Raw genomic sequence first — 19874 nt, forward strand, 5'->3', positions numbered from 1 at the left:
ATCACCGACCGCTCGCCTGGTCGATCTGATGTCATTGCGCGCGTTGGCCTGTGGTCTCCCAAAGTATGCGCCGGCACAGGGCGGAGTGAACTATATGACACACCCTCACCGGCCTCCGGTCCGCATGTCGGGACTATCCTGAACCTATGTCCACGTTGCAGCGTCCCAGCCTCAGCCAGTACGTCGGATACTTGTTCGGTCGCACTCTACCCGACTCGATGCAGGATTGGGTCCGCAACGACCTGGTCGGACCTGGCGCCTCGGTGCGGTATGTCACGCGGTTCATGCTTCCCGTCGTTGTGGTGCTGCTGCTGTTTCTACTCATCCCAGGTCCGGTGTGGATTCCGCTGGCGATGATGGCCCTGCTGCTGATCCCGCTTCTTTACTTCGCGGTCGCTCTGATGAACAACTACCGGCGTCACCGCTTGCTCATTCACGGTCTCGATCCGGGGCTCCTGAACGAGAAGGCGACACGCCGCGCGAACCGCACCCGCGAGGACTACGAGAAGCGTCACGGCCGCACCCTGGAATAGCGCCGCACCCTGGAATAGCGCCGCACTCTGGCATCGCGGTGCGACGGGCGATACAGTCGAATTGTCTGAAAGAATCGCTGAATTGCCTGCTTGCAATCGCCGCTGCTGGAAGTCGAGCTCATGAAACGCTTCGATCTTCGTCGCCGGACCGATCAACTCGATCCCGAGACGCAGCACGAAGAGATCTCCCGCATTCTTGCCACGCAGGAGTTTCCCTGGGACATCAACCAGGCTCTCAGCTTCGCACTGTTCAGGACGTATGCCGTACCCAGCATCGGGCACCTGTTGTTCGAGACCGGTGAGTTCACCGAACGCGTGCAGAAGCGCTATGACGACACCGGGCTGATCCTCGACGCCGTCCTCGAACACGGCATGCACAGCGACCGTGGCCGGGCCGGGATCCGTCGAATGAACCAGATGCACGGCTCCTACAAGATCTCCGATGACGACATGCGATATGTCCTGTCGACGTTCGTTGTCACACCCGTCCGCTGGATCGACGACTTCGGCTGGCGCAAACTCACCCGCAACGAGATCATCGGATCCACGAATTACTACCGGACTCTGGGCGCCCTCATGGGAATCAAACAGATCCCCGAAACTTTCGAGGCGTTCGAACAGTTCCTGGACGACTACGAGCGCGACCACTTCCTCTTCGACGAGGGCGCCCGCGCCGTCGCAGACTCCACCCTCGATCTTCTCTGCACCTTCCCGCCCAACAACCTCGCACCCGCGGCCCTGATCAAGCGATTCTCCTGGGCAATCATGGACGATCCGCTCCTCGACGCATTCGCCTACGCCCGCCCCTCACCTCTCGTGCGGCGTCTGGCCCGCGGCGCACTGAAGGCGCGTGCACGACTCGTTCGCTTCTACCCGGTGCGGACCGAGCCCAAGTTCGCCCGCGACCTACCCAACATTCGCAGCTACCCGGCCGGGTACGAGGTGGAAAAACTGGGCACCTTCCCCAAAACCTGCCCGGTGAAGCACACCACCGGTACGGTCGCGCCGGAGAACACCTCATCCTGAACCGCTTTGACGTCCCCATCGGCGGAAAGAGTTGTGCTCGAATCGTTCTCGAACACACGAGGAATGGCAACGGCAATGCGCCCAGCTTGCCGTAACGTTGCTGCGCGAAAAGACCGTCGAACGGAAGGGATTACGCGTGAACTTCACTCGAGGGACCTTGGCCGTTGCCGCGCTGGCTGGAGCCGCATCTCTTGCTCTCGCACCCGTCGCAACCGCTTCAACCATCTATCAGATCAACCCGACCCCGCTGATCGGAACTGTCTACGCGAACAATCTGGTGACGCTCGGCGCGCTGGTCACTCCCACCCCAGCGAGCGGGGATGGAACGTCGCCTGTCCTTCTCGAGATCACCGAACCTGACGGCGATGTGAATACGCGGACCATCCCGCTGACTTTCGGTCTCGGGACGGTGGCAACCAGAACCCACGAGGCCGGCCGGTACACCGCCGTGTTCACGTTCGACCCCCCGAACGGCACCCCGGCCGAGGCGACGATGGAGTTCGACGTCGTCCCGTCACCGTTTTCGGGAAGCAGCTGACCGCACCGTCTTCATCGCAGACTCGAGATAGTCGGCAAATGCCTGCGGCGGTCGACCAATGAGAGTCTCGACATCGCCGGTCACCGGCGACAACTCGCCCGCCGCGATCGCTGCGTACGAGGTCACCCAGCCTGCGACCTCGAAGTCCGGCGCCCCGTGGTGCGCGCGGGAGGCGTACGCCTCGTCGAGGGTCTCGTTCTCGAACCGCACCGACCGGCCGGTCACAGTCGTCATCGTCTCGGCAGCATCAGCAAGGGTGAACGCTTCCGGTCCGGTCAACCGGTAGGTCGCGCCATCGTGGTCGCCGTTCCCGGTCGTGAGGACCGCCGCTACGGCATCGGCGACGTCGTCGGGCGCCACGGCGGAAACCCTGCCGTCACCAGCAGGGCCGCGGATGACGCCCTGATCGTCCACCATCATCGGGATCATCGACTGATACCAGCTGTCCTGCAGGAATGTGAACTTCAGCCCGCTTTGTCGGATGTGCTGTTCCGCGAAGTAGTGGTCACGCCCGAACGTGAACGTGCAGTCGGGCACCGCGTCAAGAAACGACAGATAGACGATCCGATCTACCCCGGCGGCGCAGGCTGCGTCGATCACTGCGGCGTGCTCTTCTCGTCGGGTGGCGCTCACCTGTCCGGAAACGAGGAACAGCAATCGGACACCGTCCAACGCGGCGGTCATCGCGGTTTCGTCGGCGTATGTAGCCACGGCGAACGCGGAGTCGAAGTGCTCGGCCAGCGGCTCGAGGCGCTGCGTGTTTCGCCCGATCAGGCGGATACCGGCGCCCCCGCCCAACCTCTCGAGTACCTTGCCGCCGATCGAGCCGGTGGCTCCAGTCACTGCAATAGTCATGGCCCGCATCCTCCCAGAATAATTTCGACAGTTGTGGACGAGGCCTTGCCAGGAAGACTTGGGCGTCGTCTGAATGGGCTGATATCGACCGATCGCTCGGGGCCTGTTTCGGCGCGGTAGATACGCGGTGCGCGGCCGAAATCGATGTCTGGTGCAGACCCTAGCGCCTACTTCACGCCGAATCCTGCGTCGACCGGGAATTCGATTCCGGTGATGTAGCGCGCTCTGTCGGAGACCAGGAACTCGATTGCCGCACTGACATCCTCCGGTTCGATCCTCTCCATGCCCATAGGGTTCAACATGTCATACGGCCCCCCCTGCTCAATGATCCTTTGGGCAGCGTCATTGGTGAGCATCATAGTGTCGACACCGCATGGTTCGACGGCGTTGACGCGGATACCCAACGGGCTGAGTTGCAGCGCGTAGCTGCGCATCAAACCGATGACGCCGTGCTTGCTCGCGACGTAGGCGCGCGCCGCAGTCGAGACCTCCAGAGTTTTGGCCGAATTGCTGTTGGTCGATCCGATCACCACGATGCATCCACCGTCACCGTGCTCGAGGATATGAGGAACCGTAGCTTCGAAGGTGTTCCACACACCGATCAGATTGACGGCGATCGTGTCGTCAAAGACCTGCTGGGGTGTGCAGTCGACGGGTCCCCACGAGAGCACGCCGGCATTCGCAACGACGATGTCGAGTCGGCCCAGCTCGGCGACGGCCTCATCGACAGCAGTCACCACTGCGGCGCTGTCTCGGACGTCCGCAATCTTGGTGACACACTTGCGGCCGCTCGCCTGCACCTCACCGGCCGTCTCCGCCAGTTCAGCCTCGCTGGCGAGCCGATAGGGCACGGTGGCCAGATCGGCGCAGATGTCGATGACGATCACATCGGCGCCGGCCTGGGCAAGCGTCCTGGCGTGGCTTCTACCTTGACCGCGGGCACCACCGGTGATGAGTGCGACCTTGCCTTCGAGAGTGCTCATTGCGTGGCTTCCTTCGTCCTCAATTGCCGTCTAGGTCCGGTCTCCCGCGCACTGATACCTCGAAATTCGAGAGCCTCACACATGAGCGCTGTGGTTGAGCTGTGATGTAGCTTCCGAGCATAACGAGATATCGGATGTCGGGCAGAGAGGAGGCATCCGTCCAGCTCAGCGGGGAATTCCCGGAAGCGCATGCAGAATCGGCCAAGACCGTGAGGACGTGAGGAATCGTCAAGGATTGTGGATTGGGTGTTTTCGGGTGACCTCCGATATGGGAGTGGGTGGCCCGCTGATTGGCGCTTGTGGCGTGATGTCGATGTGTTCCCCATGACGCCACCAGCCCGAGAGTTCTCCACAAGTTCGATCACTGCTCTTCTCCCAGAATCCTCACCTCTACCCTGTTCCGTATGACTGAACCCGTAGCAACCGCTGACCTGGCAGACGAGATCGGACCCGAGATTCGGAGCTGCGATACGCAGCTCATCCAGTACGGCGGACGTGAGGTGTTCTCCGGCCCCGTCACCACCATCAAGTGTTTCCAGGACAACCTGCTGGTCAAGCAGACCCTGAGCGAGCCCGGCGACGGCGGCGTCCTCGTGGTCGACGGTGACGCCGGCATCCACACTGCACTGGTCGGAGACATCATCGCCGGGCGCGGCGTCGACAACGGCTGGGCCGGGGTGATCGTCAACGGCGCCGTCCGCGACTCGGCGATCCTGAAGACCCTCGACATCGGCATCAAGGCATTGGGCACGAATCCCCGTAAGAGCACGCAGACCGGGGCGGGCGAGAAGAACGTGCCGATCGAGATCGGTGGAGTGACGTTCAACCCCGGCGAGACTGTCTTCAGCGACCAGGACGGCGTCGTCGTCCGCTGATTCGCCGGTGCGCTGTGGCTTATCCGAAATTGATGGAGGACAATCGACGCAGCCCGTCGTGGCTTTCGAGGAGGAGATGATGTCGGACGCAATCCGGTCCAGAGTGGCCGAACAGATGCCCACGGCGCGTGAGGAACTCGCCACGCTGGTCGGCATGCGTTCGGTGGCCGATCCGCGACAGTTCCCGCCGGAGGAATGTACTCGCGCGGCCGAATGGGTGAAGGACGCGTTCATCGCCGCCGGAATCGGACAGGTCGACCTGCTCGAGACCTCCGACGGTTCACACGCGGTGATCGGGTACCAGCCCGGACCCGAGGGGGCACCCACGGTTCTACTCTACTGCCACTACGATATTCAGCCTCCCGGCGACGAGAAGCTCTGGCACACAGATCCTTTCACTCTCACTGAACGAGACGGACGCTGGTACGGCCGCGGCGCGGCCGACTGCAAGGGCAACGTCGTGATGCACCTGCTGGCGTTGCGTGCGCTCGGCACACCGCTACCCGTCGGCATCAGGATCGTCGCCGAAGGATCCGAGGAAATGGGCACCGGCGGTCTGGAGAACCTCGTCGAGGCCAGGCCGGAACTGTTCGACGCCGACATGATCCTTGTCGGCGATACCGGAAACGCTGAGGTCGGGAGCCCGACCGTTACCACCACGCTGCGCGGCATCGCGAACGTCGTGGTGCACGTCGAGACCCTTGCCGGGGAGGTACACTCCGGCATGTTCGGTGGGCCCGCCCCGGACGCGCTCGCGGCGCTGGTGCAGATGCTCGCCACCCTGCGGGACGCGGACGGCGACACCGTCGTCGACGGCTTGGAGTGCGACCAGACGTGGACGGGGGTGGACTACCCCGAGGCCCAGTTCCGGACCGACGCAGGCGTTCTGGACGGCGTCGGACTGGCCGGTTCGGGGTCTGTCGCTGACACCGTGTGGGCACGGCCGACCCTGACGATTCTCGGCATGGACTGCCCGCCGGTCGTCGGATCCGCGGCCTCCATCCAACCACGCGCGTCGGCTCGCCTGAATCTTCGTGTGCCGCCCGGCATGGATCCGCGGAAGGCGCAGGACGCGCTTGCGGCGCATCTCGAGAATGCCGCGCCGTGGGGGGCGCGGGTGACGGTGGAACGCGAGGCGATCGGGTCGCCGTTTCGGGCCACCACGGACGGTCGCGGCTATGCCGCCCTCCGCACGGCAATGGAGGATGCGTTCGGGAAGAAACTTGGCAGCGTCGGGCACGGCGGATCGATCCCGCTGTGCAACGCCTTGTCCGCCGTGGTGCCGAACGCGGAGATCGCCCTGATCGGGGTGGAGGAACCACGGTGCCTCATCCACGCGCCCAACGAAAGTGTCGACCCGAGCGAGATCGAGAACCTCGCGGTCGCCGAAGCGCTGTTCCTACAGCGATTCGCGACCGCCGACCGTCAAAGCTGAGAACTCACCCGCGCAGTCATCCCGCCGATCTCCACGACGTCGCCGTCCCGTAGCTGCCGGCCCCGCCGTACCTCGACCTCATCGTTCACCGACACCAGGCCGTCGGCGATCACCTCTTTCGCCTCGGCCCCCGATTCGATGAGGTTGGCGAGTTTGAGGAACTGGCCGAGACGGATGGATTCGTCGCGGATCGGCACGGTGTCATGGGTGTCGGACATGCCTCTATCTTCCCTCTCCACCCAAATCGCATCCTCACGGCTCACACTGGAAACTGTAAATTAGCCCAGTGATCGGTTCACATCTCGCCGGAAGGAAACACTCGATGGCAGCTAGCACCGAGACAGACCGCGAGTTCGAGGCCGTCCACATCGAACCGCAGGCCCGGCCCATTCCGAGCTCGAAGAACGGACGCCTCCACCAGGTTCCGCACATTGCGGGGCTGACCCTGGGCGTCTTCTCGGTGCTGGTGTTCCTGTGGAGCGTCTCCCCCGTCCTGCGCTACTACGTCAATGGTCCGCGGGACTACGTCGACACCTACTACTTCGACGCTCCGGACACGAGCCTGTCTTGGGCGCTGGTGGTCGGACTGCTCGCGGCGGCGCTGGCCAGCCGCAAACGCATCGCGTGGTGGCTGCTCACGGCGTATCTGGTGCTCTTCATGGCGCTCAACATCGGCGTGGCGATCGTCGACCGCAACCCGAACGCTGCCGTCGCGGCTGCCGTGCAATTGGCGATCATCGGAGTCCTCGTCTCCGCGCGGCCAGACTTCTACACCCGCGTCCGCCGCGGCGCCGGTTGGAAGGCGCTCGGGGTGCTGCTGGTCGGTCTCGTGGTGGGTACCGTCGTCGGCTGGGGGCTCGTCGAACTGTTCCCAGGCACGCTCGACTCCGGCGAACGTTTCCTGTGGGCGTTCAACCGGGTCACCGCACTGGCCTCGATCGACAACGCACAGTTCACCGGCCGACCGCACGGCTTCGTCAACACGCTGCTCGGCCTGTTCGGCGCGGTTGCGCTCCTCGCTGCCGTTATCACCCTGTTCCGGGCCCAACGCTCCCACAACGCACTCACCGGAAACGACGAGTCGGCGCTGCGCGGACTCCTGCAGCAGTACGGTGCCGACGACTCTCTCGGCTACTTCTCCACTCGCCGCGACAAGGCCGTCGTCTTTGCGCCCAGCGGGAAGGCGGCCATCACCTACCGCGTCGAGATCGGTGTCTGCCTCGCCGGCGGCGATCCGATCGGCGACCCGGAGGCTTGGCCCCACGCGATCGCGGCCTGGCAGGCGCTCGCCTCCCGATACGGTTGGGCCACCGCCGTGATGGGCGCCGGTGAAGCCGGTGCCACCGCCTACGACAAGGCGGGTCTCACCGTGCTCCAACTCGGCGACGAGGCCATCCTTCGCACCCGCGAATTCAGTCTCAACGGACGCGACATGCGGCAGGTGCGGCAGGCCGTCACCCGGGTGCGGCGCCAGGGGATCATCGTCCGCATCAGGCGGCATCGCGACGTGCCCGCCAAGGAGATGGCCCAGACCATCCGGCTCGCGGACGCCTGGCGCGACACCGAGAACGAGCGCGGCTTCTCGATGGCTCTCGGTCGCCTCGGCGACCGCCTCGACGGGGACTGCCTGTTGGTGCAGGCGATCGACGAGTGTGACCAGATAGTCGGCATCCTGTCGCTGGTCCCCTGGGGCCCGATGGGTGTCTCGCTCGATTTGATGCGCCGCAAACCGACATCACCCAACGGTGTGGTCGAACTGATGGTGACCGAACTCGCCGCTACCTCCGAGCAGTTCGGCATCACCAAGGTGTCGCTGAACTTCGCGGTGTTCCGCTCGGTGTTCGCGGAAGGTTCCCGAATCGGCGCGGGGCCCATCTTGCGGATCTGGCGGTCGATCCTCGTCTTCTTCTCCCGGTGGTGGCAGCTCGAAGCGCTGTACCGGTCGAATGTGAAGTATCAGCCCGAATGGGTGCCGCGCTACCTGTGCTTCGAGGACAACCGCGAACTGCTGCGCGTCGGATTCGCATCGGCCATCGCGGAAGGATTCGTGACCCTGCCGCGGTTCGGCCGGTCCGGAACTCGGGACGCCATCGCGCACACCGGCACTCGCGCATCGGTCCCCGCGGCACTTGTCGCGGCAGAGGGACTGCGCGCGGATGGCAGCGCACCGCGCGGAGTGGTCATGCCCACGACGTCCGGTCCGAAGCGCCCCGAGCAGGTGCGCGTGCGACTCGACAAACTCGAAGCCCTGGCCGAGGAGGGAATCGATCCCTACCCGGTGGCCTATCCGCCCACCCATTCGGTGGCGGCAGCGGCGAAGTCCCCGGAAGGCACGACGGTTCGAATCGCCGGCCGTTTGCTCCGGATCCGCGACTACGGCGGTGTCGTGTTCGTAGTGATTCGGGACTGGTCGGGAGACATTCAGATTCTCGTCGACGGGGCGAGGGTCGGTACCGACCGCATCCGGGCGTTCGCCGCGGAGTTCGACCTCGGCGACTTGGTCGCAGTGGCCGGCGTCATCGGATACAGCCGCCGGGGCGTGCTGTCGCTGCTGGCGAACGAGTGGCGCATGACCGGCAAGTGCCTACACCCGTTACCCGACAAGTGGAGGGGCTTATCCGACCCCGAGACTCGCGTGCGACAGCGGTACATCGATCTCGCGATCAACGTCAAAGCCCGACGTCTCCTCGAGGCCCGCAGCGCAATCGTGAAGTCGCTGCGCGACTCGCTCGGCAATAGCGGGTTCCTCGAGGTGGAGACCCCGATCCTGCAGCAGGTGCACGGCGGCGCCAACGCGGCACCGTTCCTGACACACATCAACGCCTACAACCTCGACCTGTACCTGCGGATCGCACCGGAGCTGTACCTCAAACGACTGTGCGTGGCGGGCATGGAGAAGGTGTTCGAGATCGGCCGTGTCTTCCGCAACGAGGGCGTCGACTACAAACACAACCCGGAGTTCACGATCCTCGAGGCATACGAGGCACACAGCGACTACGAAAAGATGATGGTGTTGTGCCGAGAACTCATTCAGGCGGCAGCAAGGGCCGCATATGGACGCGAGATCGCCAAGCGGCCGGGACCGGGCGGCGCCCTGGTCGAGGTGGACATCTCCGGCGAGTGGCCGGTAAAGACCATGCACCAAGCCGTTGCGGAGAAGGTCGATGCCGATGTCTCACCCGCGACTCCCCTCGATGAATTGCAACGTCTGTGCGACGAACACGAGATCCCGTATCAGTCCACCTGGGACTCCGGGGCGGTCGCGCAGCAGATGTACGAGCATCTGGTGGAGGACTACACCGAGTTCCCCACCTTCTACACGAACTTCCCGACCTCGATGTCGCCGCTGACGCGCCCCCACCCCACGATTCCCGGGGTCGCAGCCAAGTGGGACCTCGTGGCGTGGGGCGTCGAACTCGGCACGGCCTACAGCGAGTTGACGGACCCGGTGGATCAGCGGAGGCGGCTCACCGAGCAGTCGATGCTCGCCGCAGGCGGTGACGAAGAGGCGATGGACCTCGACGAGGATTTCCTGGAGGCCCTCGAACATGCCATGCCTCCGACCGGCGGACTCGGTATGGGCGTGGATCGGGTAGTCATGCTCATCACCGGTGGCAGCATCCGCGAAACCCTCGCCTTCCCCCTGGCCAAGCCCAGGCAATGAGGTCCCGACGTCACCACACCCTCGAGGGCGATGGTTCCACGTGAAACGTCCAGGGAAACTGGTCGTGGGGGTGCATGTGGTGGTCGACGGTGAGGGCCCACCGGTCGTCCTCTACGGCGGCCTGGGGGCCAACTGGTTCGACTGGGACGGTGTCGCCGCTCGACTGTCCGGAGACCACCGCGTCGTCCGGATCGACCGTCCCGGATACGGTTTGAGTCCCGCGTCGTATGAACTGCTGTCCACGTGGGGTGAGGCCCGGCGCATCACCAACGTGCTCGCGGAACTCGACATCACCGAACCCGCGGTCGTCGTAGGCCACTCCCTCGGCGGGATCTATGCCGAGGCATTCGCACGCCTGTATCCCCGGCAGACCTCGGCGGTGCTGTTGCTCGACGCAACGGTATCGAAGCAGCGGCGGCCGCTGGTGCCGACGCGGTGGAGGGTCCATATCGGCCGGAGAGTTGCTCGCACCGCGAGCCTGCTTGGCTTCCAGCGCGCACTGGGCCCGACCGTTCGACGGCTACTGAATCATTCGACGCCACCCGGCGGGATACCACCGCCCATGCAGGCATGGATCGACCGTATCGTCCGCGAGCCCGCCTACCTCGAGGCGGCGATCGTGGAGAACGCGTCGTATCCCGAACTCGTCCACCAGTTGGTCGACCTGCGCGAAGGGACGAGGCTCACCGCGCCGGTCGTCGTCGCAGCCGCCGACACCGGTGTCCGCACACCCTGGGGGTGGGTGTGGATCAGGATGCAACGACGCTTCGCGGAGTTCCTCGGCGCCGAGTTCCGGGTGGTCCGGCCAGCGAAACATCACGCCATGATCGACCAACCCGGCCAGGTCGCAGCACTGGTACGGGGGTTGTCGGGGTGATGCGCGCCGCGTCGGCTCGTCGTGGCATGGTGTTCGACGTGCAACTGCTACTGATCCGCCACGCGCTGCCCGAACTGGTCACCACGTCCGACGGGCACGCCGACCCCGCGCTGACCGAGGAAGGCCACGCCCAGTCCGCGCGCCTTCCCGCAGCGCTGGCCCCGTATCGCATTGCACGGATCGCGAGCAGCCCGCAGCGCCGGGCACTCGAGACTGCGTCTCCCCTCGCCGGCGCGCTGAATCTTCCCGTCGTCGAACACCTCGGGCTCGCCGAATACGACTACGGCCTAGGCGTCTACATCCCATTCCACGAGGCCGAGGCCCGCGTACCCGAGGCGTTCGCCCGTATCCGCGCCGGACAATTCCCGGACTTCGTCGATCCCGAGGCGTTCCGGACCCGGGTGTTCGAGGCGATTGGCGCAGTCGTCGACGACTCCGATCACGAGGACACCGTCGCGGTCTTCGCGCACGGCGGCGTCATCAACGTTTACCTGCAGGAACTGCTCGGACTCGACCGTCCGCTGGTATTCCCGATCGAGTACGTGTCGCTCACGCGCGTGCTCGTATCACGCACCGGCGAACGCCGAGTCGCGTCCGTCAACGAGACCGGCCACATCCGAGACATGCTGCGCCGCTAAGGGGACTTTCGAGAGTTGTTCATCAGCGATTCTCCGGACGCCGGTGGCGGTTCTGACCGCCTATCCCGCTCGGGAGCCGGGAACGGTAGCGCGGCGGCCGCTACGACTGCCCGAGGCGGGCGCCGAACCACTCCAAGGTCTGAGACCAGGCTCCGGCCGCCGCGTCGCGGTTGAACACGGCCGGACGGTCGTCGCAGTGGAATCCGTGGTCGGCACCGGGGTAGCGCACGACTTCGGTGGCCACCGCCGCGTTCGCCGCCGCCTTGCGTAGCTCCTCGACCTCCTCGACGGGAATTCCCTTGTCGCGGTCGCCGAACAAGCCCAGCCACGGGGTCTTCACATCGGCCGCGACCTCGAGCATCGCCGGATAACCGAAGCGGCCCTGGGCGATGCCGCCACCGTAGAACGTGGCCGCCGCCCCGAGCTCACGCCGCACGGCGGTGTGGAAGGCGACGGTCCCACCCATGCAGAACCCCACGATCGCCGTGTCGAGGGGACCGATCGAGGCTGCCGACAGCGCCTCGAGTGCGGCGTCGACGTCCTCGTCGATAGCGGTGGCCTCGAGCTTCCCCATCAACGGCATGGCTTTTTCAAGGTCGTCGTATGCCACCACCGGGTCTCCGCTCCGATGGAACAGGTGCGGTGCGACAGCGTGGTATCCGGCCGCCGCGAACCGACGACAGACGTCGGTGATGTGCTCGGTGACGCCGAACGCCTCCTGGATGACAACGACGCCCCCGCGGACCGGTCCGTCGGGCGTGATGCTGGTCAGTGGTGTGGTCACGGAATCCAACCTACGCGGATTCAGAGATCGGCTTCAGCGTATGCATCACCGGGGAGCCTGAGAGGTGCTCCTGGAAGGTGCTCACCCAGTGTTGGAAGTGCGGCGTCTGCATGTGCTCGTCGAGGACCTCCCGACTCTTCCACACCTCGACCACGACGAAGGTTCCCGCGGAGACGGTGGATTCGAATATCTGGTAAGATACGCAGCCCTCCTCCTCACGGGTCGCCACCACCAGTGGCGGGAATCCGTTTCGCACTACATCCTCGGAGCCCGGCTTGGCTTGAACAGTCGCTACGACATGCAGATTAGACATCGGCGCCCTCTCTCGACACAGCCACCAGATGTGGGCGGTTCAACAAAAAGCATAGCCACGGGCTGCATGCGCGGCTCTTACGAAGCCCGGAGCCGGGACAGATACTGCATCACCTGCGTGTCGTCCCAGTCGTGTGCCTCCCGCAGCCCGTCGGCGATCGTCGCGAGATACGCCTGCGTCGGCGGATTACGGCTCACCACGTCGCCACGCGCCCGAGTAGTGAACGTGCACATCGTCACTCCCGCCCGGTGTCCGAGCACGACCAGGCGGTCGTCACACGCGGGCTCCTGCGCACGGATGTCCTCGAACTGCTCCTGCGTCACGAGGAAGGCACGGGCCGCCACGGTCCCCGGCGCGTCGGGGTCGTAGAAAGCACGACCACCACCCCACACCCGCGACACCCCCGCGAAGAAGATCGACCCGGGTATCTCCACCGGCATCGACGCGCGTGGCGCGCTCCGGTCACGCGCCCCCGGGTTCGTGTGACGACCACCCGCCGGGCACCCGCCCTGCAGGTAGCACGCCAGTCGCGACGTCGCCATGTTCGATCCATAGCTGACGTACCAGATCAACACACAACCGACCGTACCCCGACCGCAGGCGGGTCCGTGAGCGCAGCCGGCGCGCCCCGGACCTCGTACCCAATGGTGAAGTCGACGGCCCGGTGCTTGGCGATTCACATTGTGACGCGCAGCGGGCTGTCCGAGTGGGCCTCTAGTCCTGGTGAGTACGTCCGCTGGTGTTCCCGATCGAGTACGTGTCGCTGACTCGCGTGCTCGTTTCACGAACCCGCGAACGCCAAGTCGCGTCCGTCAACGAGACCGGCCACATCCGGGACATGCTGCGCCGGTAGCGCAGTGGACATGTTGCGCAGTGGACATGTTGCGCAGGCAGCGCAGTGGCCACACGAGTCGAGCTATGGGCCCGGTACCAGGGGAAGCTCTGGGGGCGGTGGGAATTGCGGAAGCTGGATCGCAGGCAACGGGATCACCGGCAACGGGATCACCGGCAACCCGGGAATGAGCGGTCCTGGTGCCGGCTCCTGCTCGGGTGGCGGGACTTGCGCATCCTCCTCGGGCGGGCCCGGAATTGAGTCCTGTGCTGCGGGACCTTCAGCCTCCCCTGTAGTCGGGGCCACCGACTGCGCCGACGGCGAGGGTCGAGCCGTTGCCGCCGGGGCCGTTTCCGGCGGCAACGGCCCCGGCGGTGACAGCACCTGTGGTTGCTCTGCCGCTGGCGGCACTGCCGGTGACTGCACCACGGCAATCGGCGGCGAAGTGTCCGGTTGGGTTACGCCGACTTGCGGCGAGTCTTGCGACCCCGAACTCAGTTTTACGCCGACGCCCAGCCCCAACCCCACCACCACAAGGACGGCCAGGCCGCCGCCGATGAGGACTCGACCCTTTCGCCACGGCTTCGTAGTGGTTTCGGCGATCGGCGGTACAGAAGAGTCGTCGGCGAGAGTTCGCGGTGTGGGATCGGATACCGACTCGGCCAGCAGTGCGGCACCCTCGGCTGCCACCAGTTCGGGTTGGTCGGGCACGATCACCGGGAGGTCGAGCAGCGACTCCATCACCGAGGTGACCAGGGGAATGTGCGCGCCGCCGCCGATGAGCACCGCGACGTGCGGCGTGCGCCCCGACCGACCGATTACTTTACGGGCCAGGCGCATCGATTTCTCGACGGCGCCTTCGATCAGCGAATCGAGAGTGTCAAGCGAGAGCACCAGTAGACCGCCGTCGCCGGGCATGCACACCGTACCGCCGGTGGACAGCCCCTCCTTGGCCTCCCGGCACTGAGTGTCGAGTGCCCGTTCCGCAGCCTGGTCGGCGGGCCGGTCGATGTGGTGCAGTGCAAGTTGACGGTCGCGGATCAGGTGGTCGATGAGGTCACCGCTGATCTCGTCCGTGCGTGCCGCGCTCAACACCATTCTGGTGGATCGATCGACCACGGTGACGGTCAGCCCGGAACTACCCAGGTCGTAGAACAACAGGGTCGAATAGCCCCCGAGTTCTCCCGACACGTCCAGTTTCCCCAATGCGGCAATCACCTCGGGCACCAGACGGTAGTTGTCGATCTGTTGACACGCCAAAGCGGCCCGTACCGCACCGGCCTGCGCCTCGTCCTGGTATGCAATGCCGATTGTCTGGACTCGTTCTTCGCCCACCCGCTCGGCGAGCAGTGTTCCGATGCTTTCGGCAGCCAGGTCTTCCGGCGGGTCGAGCGCTGCGTCCACGGTCAGCGAATTGACGCCCTGCCCCCGGGACATCAAGCGCACGGCGCTGGCACCGACCGACACACCGAGTACGGAACTCATAGAACCGAGAATATATCGGTTCGATCACGAGGAGGGCAGACGGAATTACACGGGGGAAAGGCGCCTGGTCCGACGTCCGAAGCGTGCCCCGTCGCGCCGAATGCCTCAAGGATTGCGACCCTAGGAAACCGGCTTCAAGGGATGGATCGCCGGCGCACCCGCGAGGTGCTCACCGAAGATGCCGACGGCCGACTGGAAGTGTGGCGACTGCATATGTGCATCGATTGCAGCCTGGCTCGCCCATACTTCAACGGTAACGAAGGTGCCCGGCTGCGCCGCGGATTCGAACAACTCGTACGAGACGCACCCCTCCTCCTTGCGGCTCTCCGCGGCGAGCGAGGACAAACCGTCGCGGACGGTGTCCTCCGACCCTGGCTTGGCGGGAATGGTGGCGACAACATGCAGATCTGACATCGACTCCTCTTTCTGAAGTGCCACCCGATGTGGCTCGTACCACGTAAGCACAGTTGGCTCAGGGAAGGAACCCGTAGCCGAATCGATCAGCCGACAACGCGGGTAAGCTGCGCACGCACAAGACACAAACAGCCGTACTGGGACAGTATGGTCCCATGAGCCTTGTCGACGAAGTCAGCAGATGGCGGCGCGGAGCGCGCAAGCACCGCCGGTTGCGGGATCTCGACCGCACGCTCGTCGTCGTCACCGGCGCCGGCAGCGGAATCGGGCGGCAGACGGCGCTGGCGTTCGCATCCGAGGGTGCCGTCGTCGTGATCGCCGACCTCGACCTCGAGTCGGCGCAGCACACTGCGAACCTCGTGAACTCGGCTCGGGTCAACCCCGACGTGATGGTCCGTGGCGGCTCCCGCGCGTACCAGGTAGACGTCGCGTCCGAGGTTGAAGTGCAGCGCTTCGCGAAGAAGGTACTGGCCGAGCACGGCACCCCCGATATCGTTGTCAACAACGCTGGCATCGGATACTCGGGCACGTTCACGAAGACGCGGCAGGAAGATTTCGAACACGTCATGGCCGTGAACTTCTGGGGCGTCGTGTACGGATCACGGGCGTTCTCCGAGCAGATGATCGCACGCGGAACCGGTGGGCACATCGTGAACCTGTCGTCGGCCGCGGCTTTCACCCCGCAAAAGAAGCTGACGGCGTACGCGACGAGCAAAGCAGCAGTGTTCATGCTCTCGGACTGTCTCCGGGCCGAATTGGTCGACCACGGCATCGGGGTCAGCGCCATCTGCCCTGGACTGGTCCACACCAACATCATCAATACCACCCGGATCGCCGATGCCACGCCGGAAGAGCAGGCGGAGAAGCGGGCAAAGGCTGACGAGTTCTACCGCAGGCGCGGATTCACCCCGGACCGGGTGGCGACGCAGATCGTCAAGGCGGTCAAGTCGAACAAGGCCGTCGTCCCCGCAACCCCCGACGCCAAGTTCGGCCGTGCACTGAGCCGTCTCGCGCCTGGAATTATGCGCATCGGCGCGCGATTCGACCTCGACTGATCAGTCGGCGGGCCGCATCATGGGCAGGACCAGCGGATGAGGTACTCGCGTTCGGTGTCGGTGAGGCGTCGCAGACGCTGAGCATCGACATCCGCGACGGCCAACTGAGTGGTACCCGTGACGGCGGGCGGGTCGGTGAGTGCCGCCCCCGCGCTGCGGACCTCGTAGCCAATGGTGAAATCGACGGCCCGGAGCTTGGCGATCCACATCGTGATCCGCAGGGGGCTGTCGGAATGGCGCAACTGACTCCGGTACTTGATGTGTACGTCGGCGATGAAACTGCTCGTGATGAGCGACGAGTTCTCCGGACCCTCGTTGATCAGCCAGTCGATCCTGGCCTCTTCGAGCAGAGTCACCATCCGCGCATGATTGATGTGCTCAAAGGCATCCATATCGGACCACCGGACGGGCACGAAGGCGTCGTAGCCGGCCGCGGCAGGGGATTCATTCATGGGGACAGCATTCCCTACCTCCGTCGGTACGACCTCAAAGCCTCCACACGACTCACGCCATGCCGCGCAGCCAGTTCCGCAGCCACGTCGTCGCTGGTGTTCCCGAGGAGTCGACCGCGTAGCGCGTGTAGTCCTGGTGAGCATTCGATTTGTAGAAGTGCTCGAGTTCGTCGATGCGCGTCTCGTTCGATTCCTCGTCCAACTGGGCCATCAGCGTTGGCATACCTCCGGCCGCCATCAGGTCGTTCCAGATGGCGAGGGCTTCCTGCTGGTACTGGCCGAGTAGGGCGAATATCGGATCCGAAGTCTGCGCGAGAAAACCCGCGAGACGCGTGACGAAATCGTCCTTGGCCGTGGAGCAGTACAAATCGCCGTAAGCGCAGAAGGTGCGCGTGTTCTCGCTGACCCAGCCGAACCCACCGATCCGCGGACCACCCGCGCCACCGCCGGCGACGGGCGGACCGACCAAGGCGTCGGTCGGCGACCGTCGCGGATCGGATAGCAGTCCGACTGCGGCGATTCGAGACGGTGGGACAACGCTGAGTCCGGTGCCGATCTCGGCGGCAAGATCACCGGCCGCGTCAGCACCCTGGCTGTAGCCGATAATTGCAAAATTGGTGTTGCCACATCGTGTCGCGGCGTCCTCGATGATCCAGCGCGCATTGTCGACGGCCTGGCGCTTGGAGCCGCCGTAGACCTCGGACTCCCACGGGAACGCCGTGGCCGCATAGGTCACGTAGTCGACCTGCACCGAAGAGGGCAGACCATCCGTCACCGCGGACAGCATGCCGGGCCGGGGCGTCGAATCCGGCGAGGTTTCCCACGTCCCCGGGATGGCGACCACGTGGAGGTCCGGGCACGCCGGTGCGGCTTGCGCCGTACCGACCGATACCACCGACCCGAACACAGCTGCGACGCATGCTCCCAGCGCAACAAACGACTTCTTCACGCCCACGAACCCCTCTCCTCGATCCAAGTGGTCGCATTCTTGTGACCACATGCCGTGAGTTCCCTATCGTGACGACGCCAGCGGGTAACGCCAGGATCTTGTCGAGAAGCTGCGTGTCGGAGGCGATGCACGATCGGTAATCAAACGTTACCGGAGGGAGCATGAGCATGGGCCCGGATATGTGGACTTTTGACCGAAGTGGGCGCCGCCGGACTTCCGGCGACGCCCACATTCAGCGTTTCTCAGCAGCGATCAGGACCCGAAGCCCGAACTGCTGCTTCCGCCGCCCGGATCGGTCGGTACGGGATCGACCGGGCCGGGCACGATCAGTTCTCGCGGCGGTGCAGCCGAGTCGACGAAGCCCGCAGCTCCCTCGAACTCCGCTGTGACGCTGTAGGTCCCGGAGTTGTAGAAGGTTGCCGGCAACGTCGCAACGCCGTTCACCACGTCGACAGTACCGAGTGAAGTGTTGCCCAGCTTGAACTCAACTCTGCCGTGCGCATTCGCCGGATCTACCCTCGCCGTCAGCACCACCGGGATGCCCTTGGTCACCGTGCCGACCGGATCGAGCGCGGTTGTGGTGGAGACATCCTCCGGCGGCGCGTCGGTGACACTGACCGGGAACGCCGGCGAAACCGATCCGGCGAAACCGTCCGTGCCGGAGAAACGCGCGACGACCCGGTGGGTTCCGGTCTCGGTGAACGTGTGCGGCGCGATCGCGGAGCCATCGGTGCCGACCTCAGCGGTCAGCGTCTGGCCGTCGACCTCGAACTCCACGGTGCCGCCCTGGACGGCCGGCGTGATCTGCGCGGCCAGGTTGACGTCCTCCCCGACATGGGCCTTCACCGGCGAGCTCACCTCGATACTGGTGTCCGCCTCGGAGGCACTCACGTTGATCGTCCGTGGCTCGGACGTCGAAGCGGAATATCCGGCGGCTCCGAGGAACTCCGCCGTGACCGTATGGTCGCCGTTGAGGTCGAAGGCATGGGTGATGGACGCCTCGCCGCCGACGACATCGACGGGATCACCGATCGCTGTCACACCGTCCCGGAATTGCACGGTTCCGCCGCCCGGGGCTGGGTCGATGTTCGCGGTGAGCGTGACGGGCGCACCGTTCAGCGCCGCCGAGGGGCCGGAGAGGCTGGTCCAGGTCGCTTGATCGGGCGCGATGATATTCACCGAGCCCAGCGGACCGGCGCCCGCGTTGAGCGCTGCGTTCTGGTTGTTTCGCGGAGTGCATTGGGTTGGTGCCCATGCGGTGATGATCAGTTTCGCCTTGGGAAGGAACGTCAGGAAGTTCTTGTCGTTGCCAAACTTGCCTGCATCGCCATCTGTCCGCAGCTTCACCTCTACGGTGCCGGACGGCCCCGCCTTCAGTCGCAGCTTGACCTTCGGGAGCTGAAAGTAGGTGTAACCGTTGGAGCTGTTGGTCCCATCGACGTCCTTGCCCGTCGCTTTGACCTTGATGCCGCCCTCGCTGTTCTTGCTTCTGTTGGGGCCGTTGCCGATCGTCCGATTGTTGCCCGAGAGCCGCAGGTAATCGCCGTTCGAGTCGACGTCACCATTCCCGTTGATCCGCAGAACGTTCGGAGCGGTGCCACTGAGCCCGACCGAGGTGGCGGGAACCACGTCCGCCTCCAACAGGGTGGCGTTGTCGGGAACCTCGATGTCGATCTTGATCCGCGACACGTTTTCGATACTGGCTCCCGAAGCGGAGCTGGGGAAGCCGATGGGGCTCGGCTGGAGGGTGACCTCGAACTCTTCACCGGCATTGACACTCGTCGGTGCGTCGACTGTGACCGAGGCAGTCTGCGACTCTGTGGTCGGGCCTGCCACTGCCGACGGTGTGGCGAGGCAGCTGTTCTTGAATGTGGTGGTCGTGGTCTCTGCCTGAGCGGGTATCCCACTCAGCATGGTGACACCGACGAGAACTCCGATACTGATCGGAGCGGTGAGCCTGCGCATTCCGCTTTGCTTCACTATTTCTCCTGACGTGGTGGGGTGGCATCGAATCTCAGCCCGCGCCTGGGTGCACTTCTCACCCCCGAGGCGGGCGGCGAACCGATCAGCCTCCGAGGGAACCCGTACTGAGGCTGCCGGTGCCCGGTTCGGACGGATCGACCGGACCGGCGGGCTCGGTCACCGTCAGCACACCAGGACCGGATA

General features: G+C 64.9%; 20 protein-coding genes and 2 pseudogenes. 10 read left to right on the top strand and 12 right to left on the bottom strand.

All coding sequences use genetic code 11. The features are described 5' to 3' along the window. Positions 1–146 precede the first annotated feature (146 nt). From RM2_RS17595 to RM2_RS17605, 3 genes are all read left to right on the top strand, one after another. The gene (locus tag RM2_RS17595; RefSeq protein WP_072690836.1) at positions 147–533 is read left to right on the top strand and encodes a DUF5313 family protein; all 387 of its coding nucleotides are present in this window, start codon (positions 147–149) and stop codon (positions 531–533) included. A gap of 120 nt (positions 534–653) precedes the next feature. Beyond that, positions 654–1559, top strand: coding sequence for an oxygenase MpaB family protein (locus tag RM2_RS17600; protein ID WP_072690852.1), 906 nt, complete (start codon positions 654–656; stop codon positions 1557–1559). A gap of 136 nt (positions 1560–1695) precedes the next feature. After that, positions 1696–2097, top strand: coding sequence for a hypothetical protein (locus tag RM2_RS17605; RefSeq protein ID WP_072690837.1), 402 nt, complete (start codon positions 1696–1698; stop codon positions 2095–2097). Here RM2_RS17605 and RM2_RS17610 read toward each other — a convergent pair. Together RM2_RS17610 and RM2_RS17615 are read right to left on the bottom strand one after the other, a co-directional pair. Next, positions 2074–2952, bottom strand: coding sequence for an NAD(P)H-binding protein (locus tag RM2_RS17610; protein ID WP_072690853.1), 879 nt, complete (start codon positions 2950–2952; stop codon positions 2074–2076). The two genes, RM2_RS17605 and RM2_RS17610, sit on opposite strands and share 24 nt — an antisense overlap. A gap of 167 nt (positions 2953–3119) precedes the next feature. Then, on the bottom strand, positions 3120–3935 hold the full coding sequence (locus RM2_RS17615) for a mycofactocin-coupled SDR family oxidoreductase (RefSeq protein WP_072690838.1): 816 nt from the start codon (positions 3933–3935) through the stop codon (positions 3120–3122). 404 nt (positions 3936–4339) lie between these two features. Between RM2_RS17615 and rraA the strand changes: the two genes are divergently transcribed. Beyond that, positions 4340–4810 carry a ribonuclease E activity regulator RraA gene (gene rraA / locus RM2_RS17620; protein WP_072690839.1) on the top strand — a complete coding sequence of 157 codons (471 nt, stop codon included), beginning with the start codon at positions 4340–4342 and terminating at the stop codon, positions 4808–4810. 79 nt (positions 4811–4889) lie between these two features. Continuing rightward, on the top strand, positions 4890–6245 hold the full coding sequence (locus RM2_RS17625) for a dipeptidase (protein WP_072690854.1): 1356 nt from the start codon (positions 4890–4892) through the stop codon (positions 6243–6245). Here the strand turns inward: RM2_RS17625 and RM2_RS17630 are convergent. Continuing rightward, positions 6236–6463: an RNA-binding S4 domain-containing protein gene (locus tag RM2_RS17630; protein ID WP_072690840.1), complete on the bottom strand. Its 228-nt coding sequence runs from the start codon at positions 6461–6463 to the stop codon at positions 6236–6238. The two genes, RM2_RS17625 and RM2_RS17630, sit on opposite strands and share 10 nt — an antisense overlap. Positions 6464–6567: 104 nt before the next feature. Here RM2_RS17630 and lysX point away from each other — a divergent pair, with 104 nt between their 5' ends. Genes lysX through RM2_RS17645 form a run of 3 tightly spaced genes read left to right on the top strand, consistent with a single transcriptional unit; the run spans position 6568 to position 11424 of the window. Next, entirely contained in the window at positions 6568–9909 is a 3342-nt protein-coding gene (lysX, locus tag RM2_RS17635) for a bifunctional lysylphosphatidylglycerol synthetase/lysine--tRNA ligase LysX (RefSeq protein ID WP_072690855.1), read from the top strand. A 40-nt stretch (positions 9910–9949) separates the two neighbouring features. Continuing rightward, positions 9950–10786, top strand: coding sequence for an alpha/beta fold hydrolase (locus RM2_RS17640; protein WP_245814027.1), 837 nt, complete (start codon positions 9950–9952; stop codon positions 10784–10786). A 38-nt stretch (positions 10787–10824) separates the two neighbouring features. Next, on the top strand, positions 10825–11424 hold the full coding sequence (locus RM2_RS17645) for a histidine phosphatase family protein (RefSeq protein ID WP_072690857.1): 600 nt from the start codon (positions 10825–10827) through the stop codon (positions 11422–11424). Between the two features lie 100 nt (positions 11425–11524). On the opposite strand, the gene RM2_RS17650 is transcribed toward RM2_RS17645, so the two are convergent. From RM2_RS17650 to RM2_RS25335, 4 genes and pseudogenes are all read right to left on the bottom strand, one after another. Continuing rightward, on the bottom strand, positions 11525–12208 hold the full coding sequence (locus RM2_RS17650) for a dienelactone hydrolase family protein (RefSeq protein WP_072690858.1): 684 nt from the start codon (positions 12206–12208) through the stop codon (positions 11525–11527). Between the two features lie 10 nt (positions 12209–12218). Further along, positions 12219–12521 carry a putative quinol monooxygenase gene (locus RM2_RS17655; RefSeq protein WP_072690841.1) on the bottom strand — a complete coding sequence of 101 codons (303 nt, stop codon included), beginning with the start codon at positions 12519–12521 and terminating at the stop codon, positions 12219–12221. Between the two features lie 77 nt (positions 12522–12598). Further along, positions 12599–13096: a hypothetical protein gene (locus RM2_RS17660; protein WP_072690842.1), complete on the bottom strand. Its 498-nt coding sequence runs from the start codon at positions 13094–13096 to the stop codon at positions 12599–12601. A gap of 17 nt (positions 13097–13113) precedes the next feature. Beyond that, positions 13114–13230: pseudogene (locus RM2_RS25335) on the bottom strand (acyl-CoA thioesterase); the annotation flags it as partial. A gap of 21 nt (positions 13231–13251) precedes the next feature. Between RM2_RS25335 and RM2_RS25340 the strand changes: the two are divergent. Next, positions 13252–13374, top strand: a pseudogene (locus RM2_RS25340) (histidine phosphatase family protein); the annotation flags it as partial. Between the two features lie 63 nt (positions 13375–13437). Here the strand turns inward: RM2_RS25340 and RM2_RS17665 are convergent. Both RM2_RS17665 and RM2_RS17670 read right to left on the bottom strand, forming a co-directional pair. Beyond that, positions 13438–14838 (bottom strand): DUF7159 family protein, encoded by a 1401-nt coding sequence (locus RM2_RS17665; RefSeq protein WP_139277818.1) that lies wholly within the window; start codon positions 14836–14838, stop codon positions 13438–13440. Between the two features lie 120 nt (positions 14839–14958). After that, entirely contained in the window at positions 14959–15252 is a 294-nt protein-coding gene (locus RM2_RS17670) for a putative quinol monooxygenase (protein ID WP_072690860.1), read from the bottom strand. A 155-nt stretch (positions 15253–15407) separates the two neighbouring features. Between RM2_RS17670 and RM2_RS17675 the strand changes: the two genes are divergently transcribed. Next, on the top strand, positions 15408–16307 hold the full coding sequence (locus tag RM2_RS17675) for an SDR family NAD(P)-dependent oxidoreductase (protein ID WP_072690843.1): 900 nt from the start codon (positions 15408–15410) through the stop codon (positions 16305–16307). 17 nt (positions 16308–16324) lie between these two features. Here RM2_RS17675 and RM2_RS17680 read toward each other — a convergent pair whose 3' ends face one another. The 3 genes from RM2_RS17680 to RM2_RS17690 all read right to left on the bottom strand — a co-directional run bounded on the left by RM2_RS17680 (position 16325) and on the right by RM2_RS17690 (position 19688). Beyond that, a complete protein-coding gene (locus RM2_RS17680; RefSeq protein WP_072690844.1) occupies positions 16325–16759 on the bottom strand; it encodes an acyl-CoA thioesterase in 435 nt (144 codons plus the stop codon). Positions 16760–16811: 52 nt separating this feature from the next. Further along, positions 16812–17708, bottom strand: a complete 897-nt coding sequence (locus tag RM2_RS17685; protein WP_373863352.1) for a cutinase family protein — start codon at positions 17706–17708, stop codon at positions 16812–16814. A 252-nt stretch (positions 17709–17960) separates the two neighbouring features. After that, positions 17961–19688, bottom strand: coding sequence for an Ig-like domain-containing protein (locus RM2_RS17690; protein ID WP_245814029.1), 1728 nt, complete (start codon positions 19686–19688; stop codon positions 17961–17963). Positions 19689–19874: the final 186 nt, after the last annotated feature.

The sequence above is a fragment of the Rhodococcus marinonascens NBRC 14363 genome, from assembly GCF_001894885.1.
Classification (GTDB): domain Bacteria; phylum Actinomycetota; class Actinomycetes; order Mycobacteriales; family Mycobacteriaceae; genus Rhodococcus_F; species Rhodococcus_F marinonascens.

Bases quoted from the DNA above. Each gene is read 5' to 3' on its own strand.
- RM2_RS17625 (WP_072690854.1), top strand. From the start codon at position 4,890: ATGTCGGACGCAATCCGGTCCAGAGTGGCCGAACAGATGCCCACGGCG.
- RM2_RS17630 (WP_072690840.1), bottom strand. From the start codon at position 6,463: ATGTCCGACACCCATGACACCGTGCCGATCCGCGACGAATCCATCCGT.
- RM2_RS17680 (WP_072690844.1), bottom strand. From the start codon at position 16,759: ATGAATGAATCCCCTGCCGCGGCCGGCTACGACGCCTTCGTGCCCGTC.
- lysX (WP_072690855.1), top strand. From the start codon at position 6,568: ATGGCAGCTAGCACCGAGACAGACCGCGAGTTCGAGGCCGTCCACATC.
- RM2_RS17615 (WP_072690838.1), bottom strand. From the start codon at position 3,935: ATGAGCACTCTCGAAGGCAAGGTCGCACTCATCACCGGTGGTGCCCGC.
- RM2_RS17610 (WP_072690853.1), bottom strand. From the start codon at position 2,952: ATGACTATTGCAGTGACTGGAGCCACCGGCTCGATCGGCGGCAAGGTA.
- RM2_RS17595 (WP_072690836.1), top strand. From the start codon at position 147: ATGTCCACGTTGCAGCGTCCCAGCCTCAGCCAGTACGTCGGATACTTG.
- RM2_RS17675 (WP_072690843.1), top strand. From the start codon at position 15,408: ATGAGCCTTGTCGACGAAGTCAGCAGATGGCGGCGCGGAGCGCGCAAG.
- RM2_RS17655 (WP_072690841.1), bottom strand. From the start codon at position 12,521: ATGTCTAATCTGCATGTCGTAGCGACTGTTCAAGCCAAGCCGGGCTCC.
- RM2_RS17670 (WP_072690860.1), bottom strand. From the start codon at position 15,252: ATGTCAGATCTGCATGTTGTCGCCACCATTCCCGCCAAGCCAGGGTCG.
- RM2_RS17665 (WP_139277818.1), bottom strand. From the start codon at position 14,838: ATGAGTTCCGTACTCGGTGTGTCGGTCGGTGCCAGCGCCGTGCGCTTG.
- RM2_RS17600 (WP_072690852.1), top strand. From the start codon at position 654: ATGAAACGCTTCGATCTTCGTCGCCGGACCGATCAACTCGATCCCGAG.
- rraA (WP_072690839.1), top strand. From the start codon at position 4,340: ATGACTGAACCCGTAGCAACCGCTGACCTGGCAGACGAGATCGGACCC.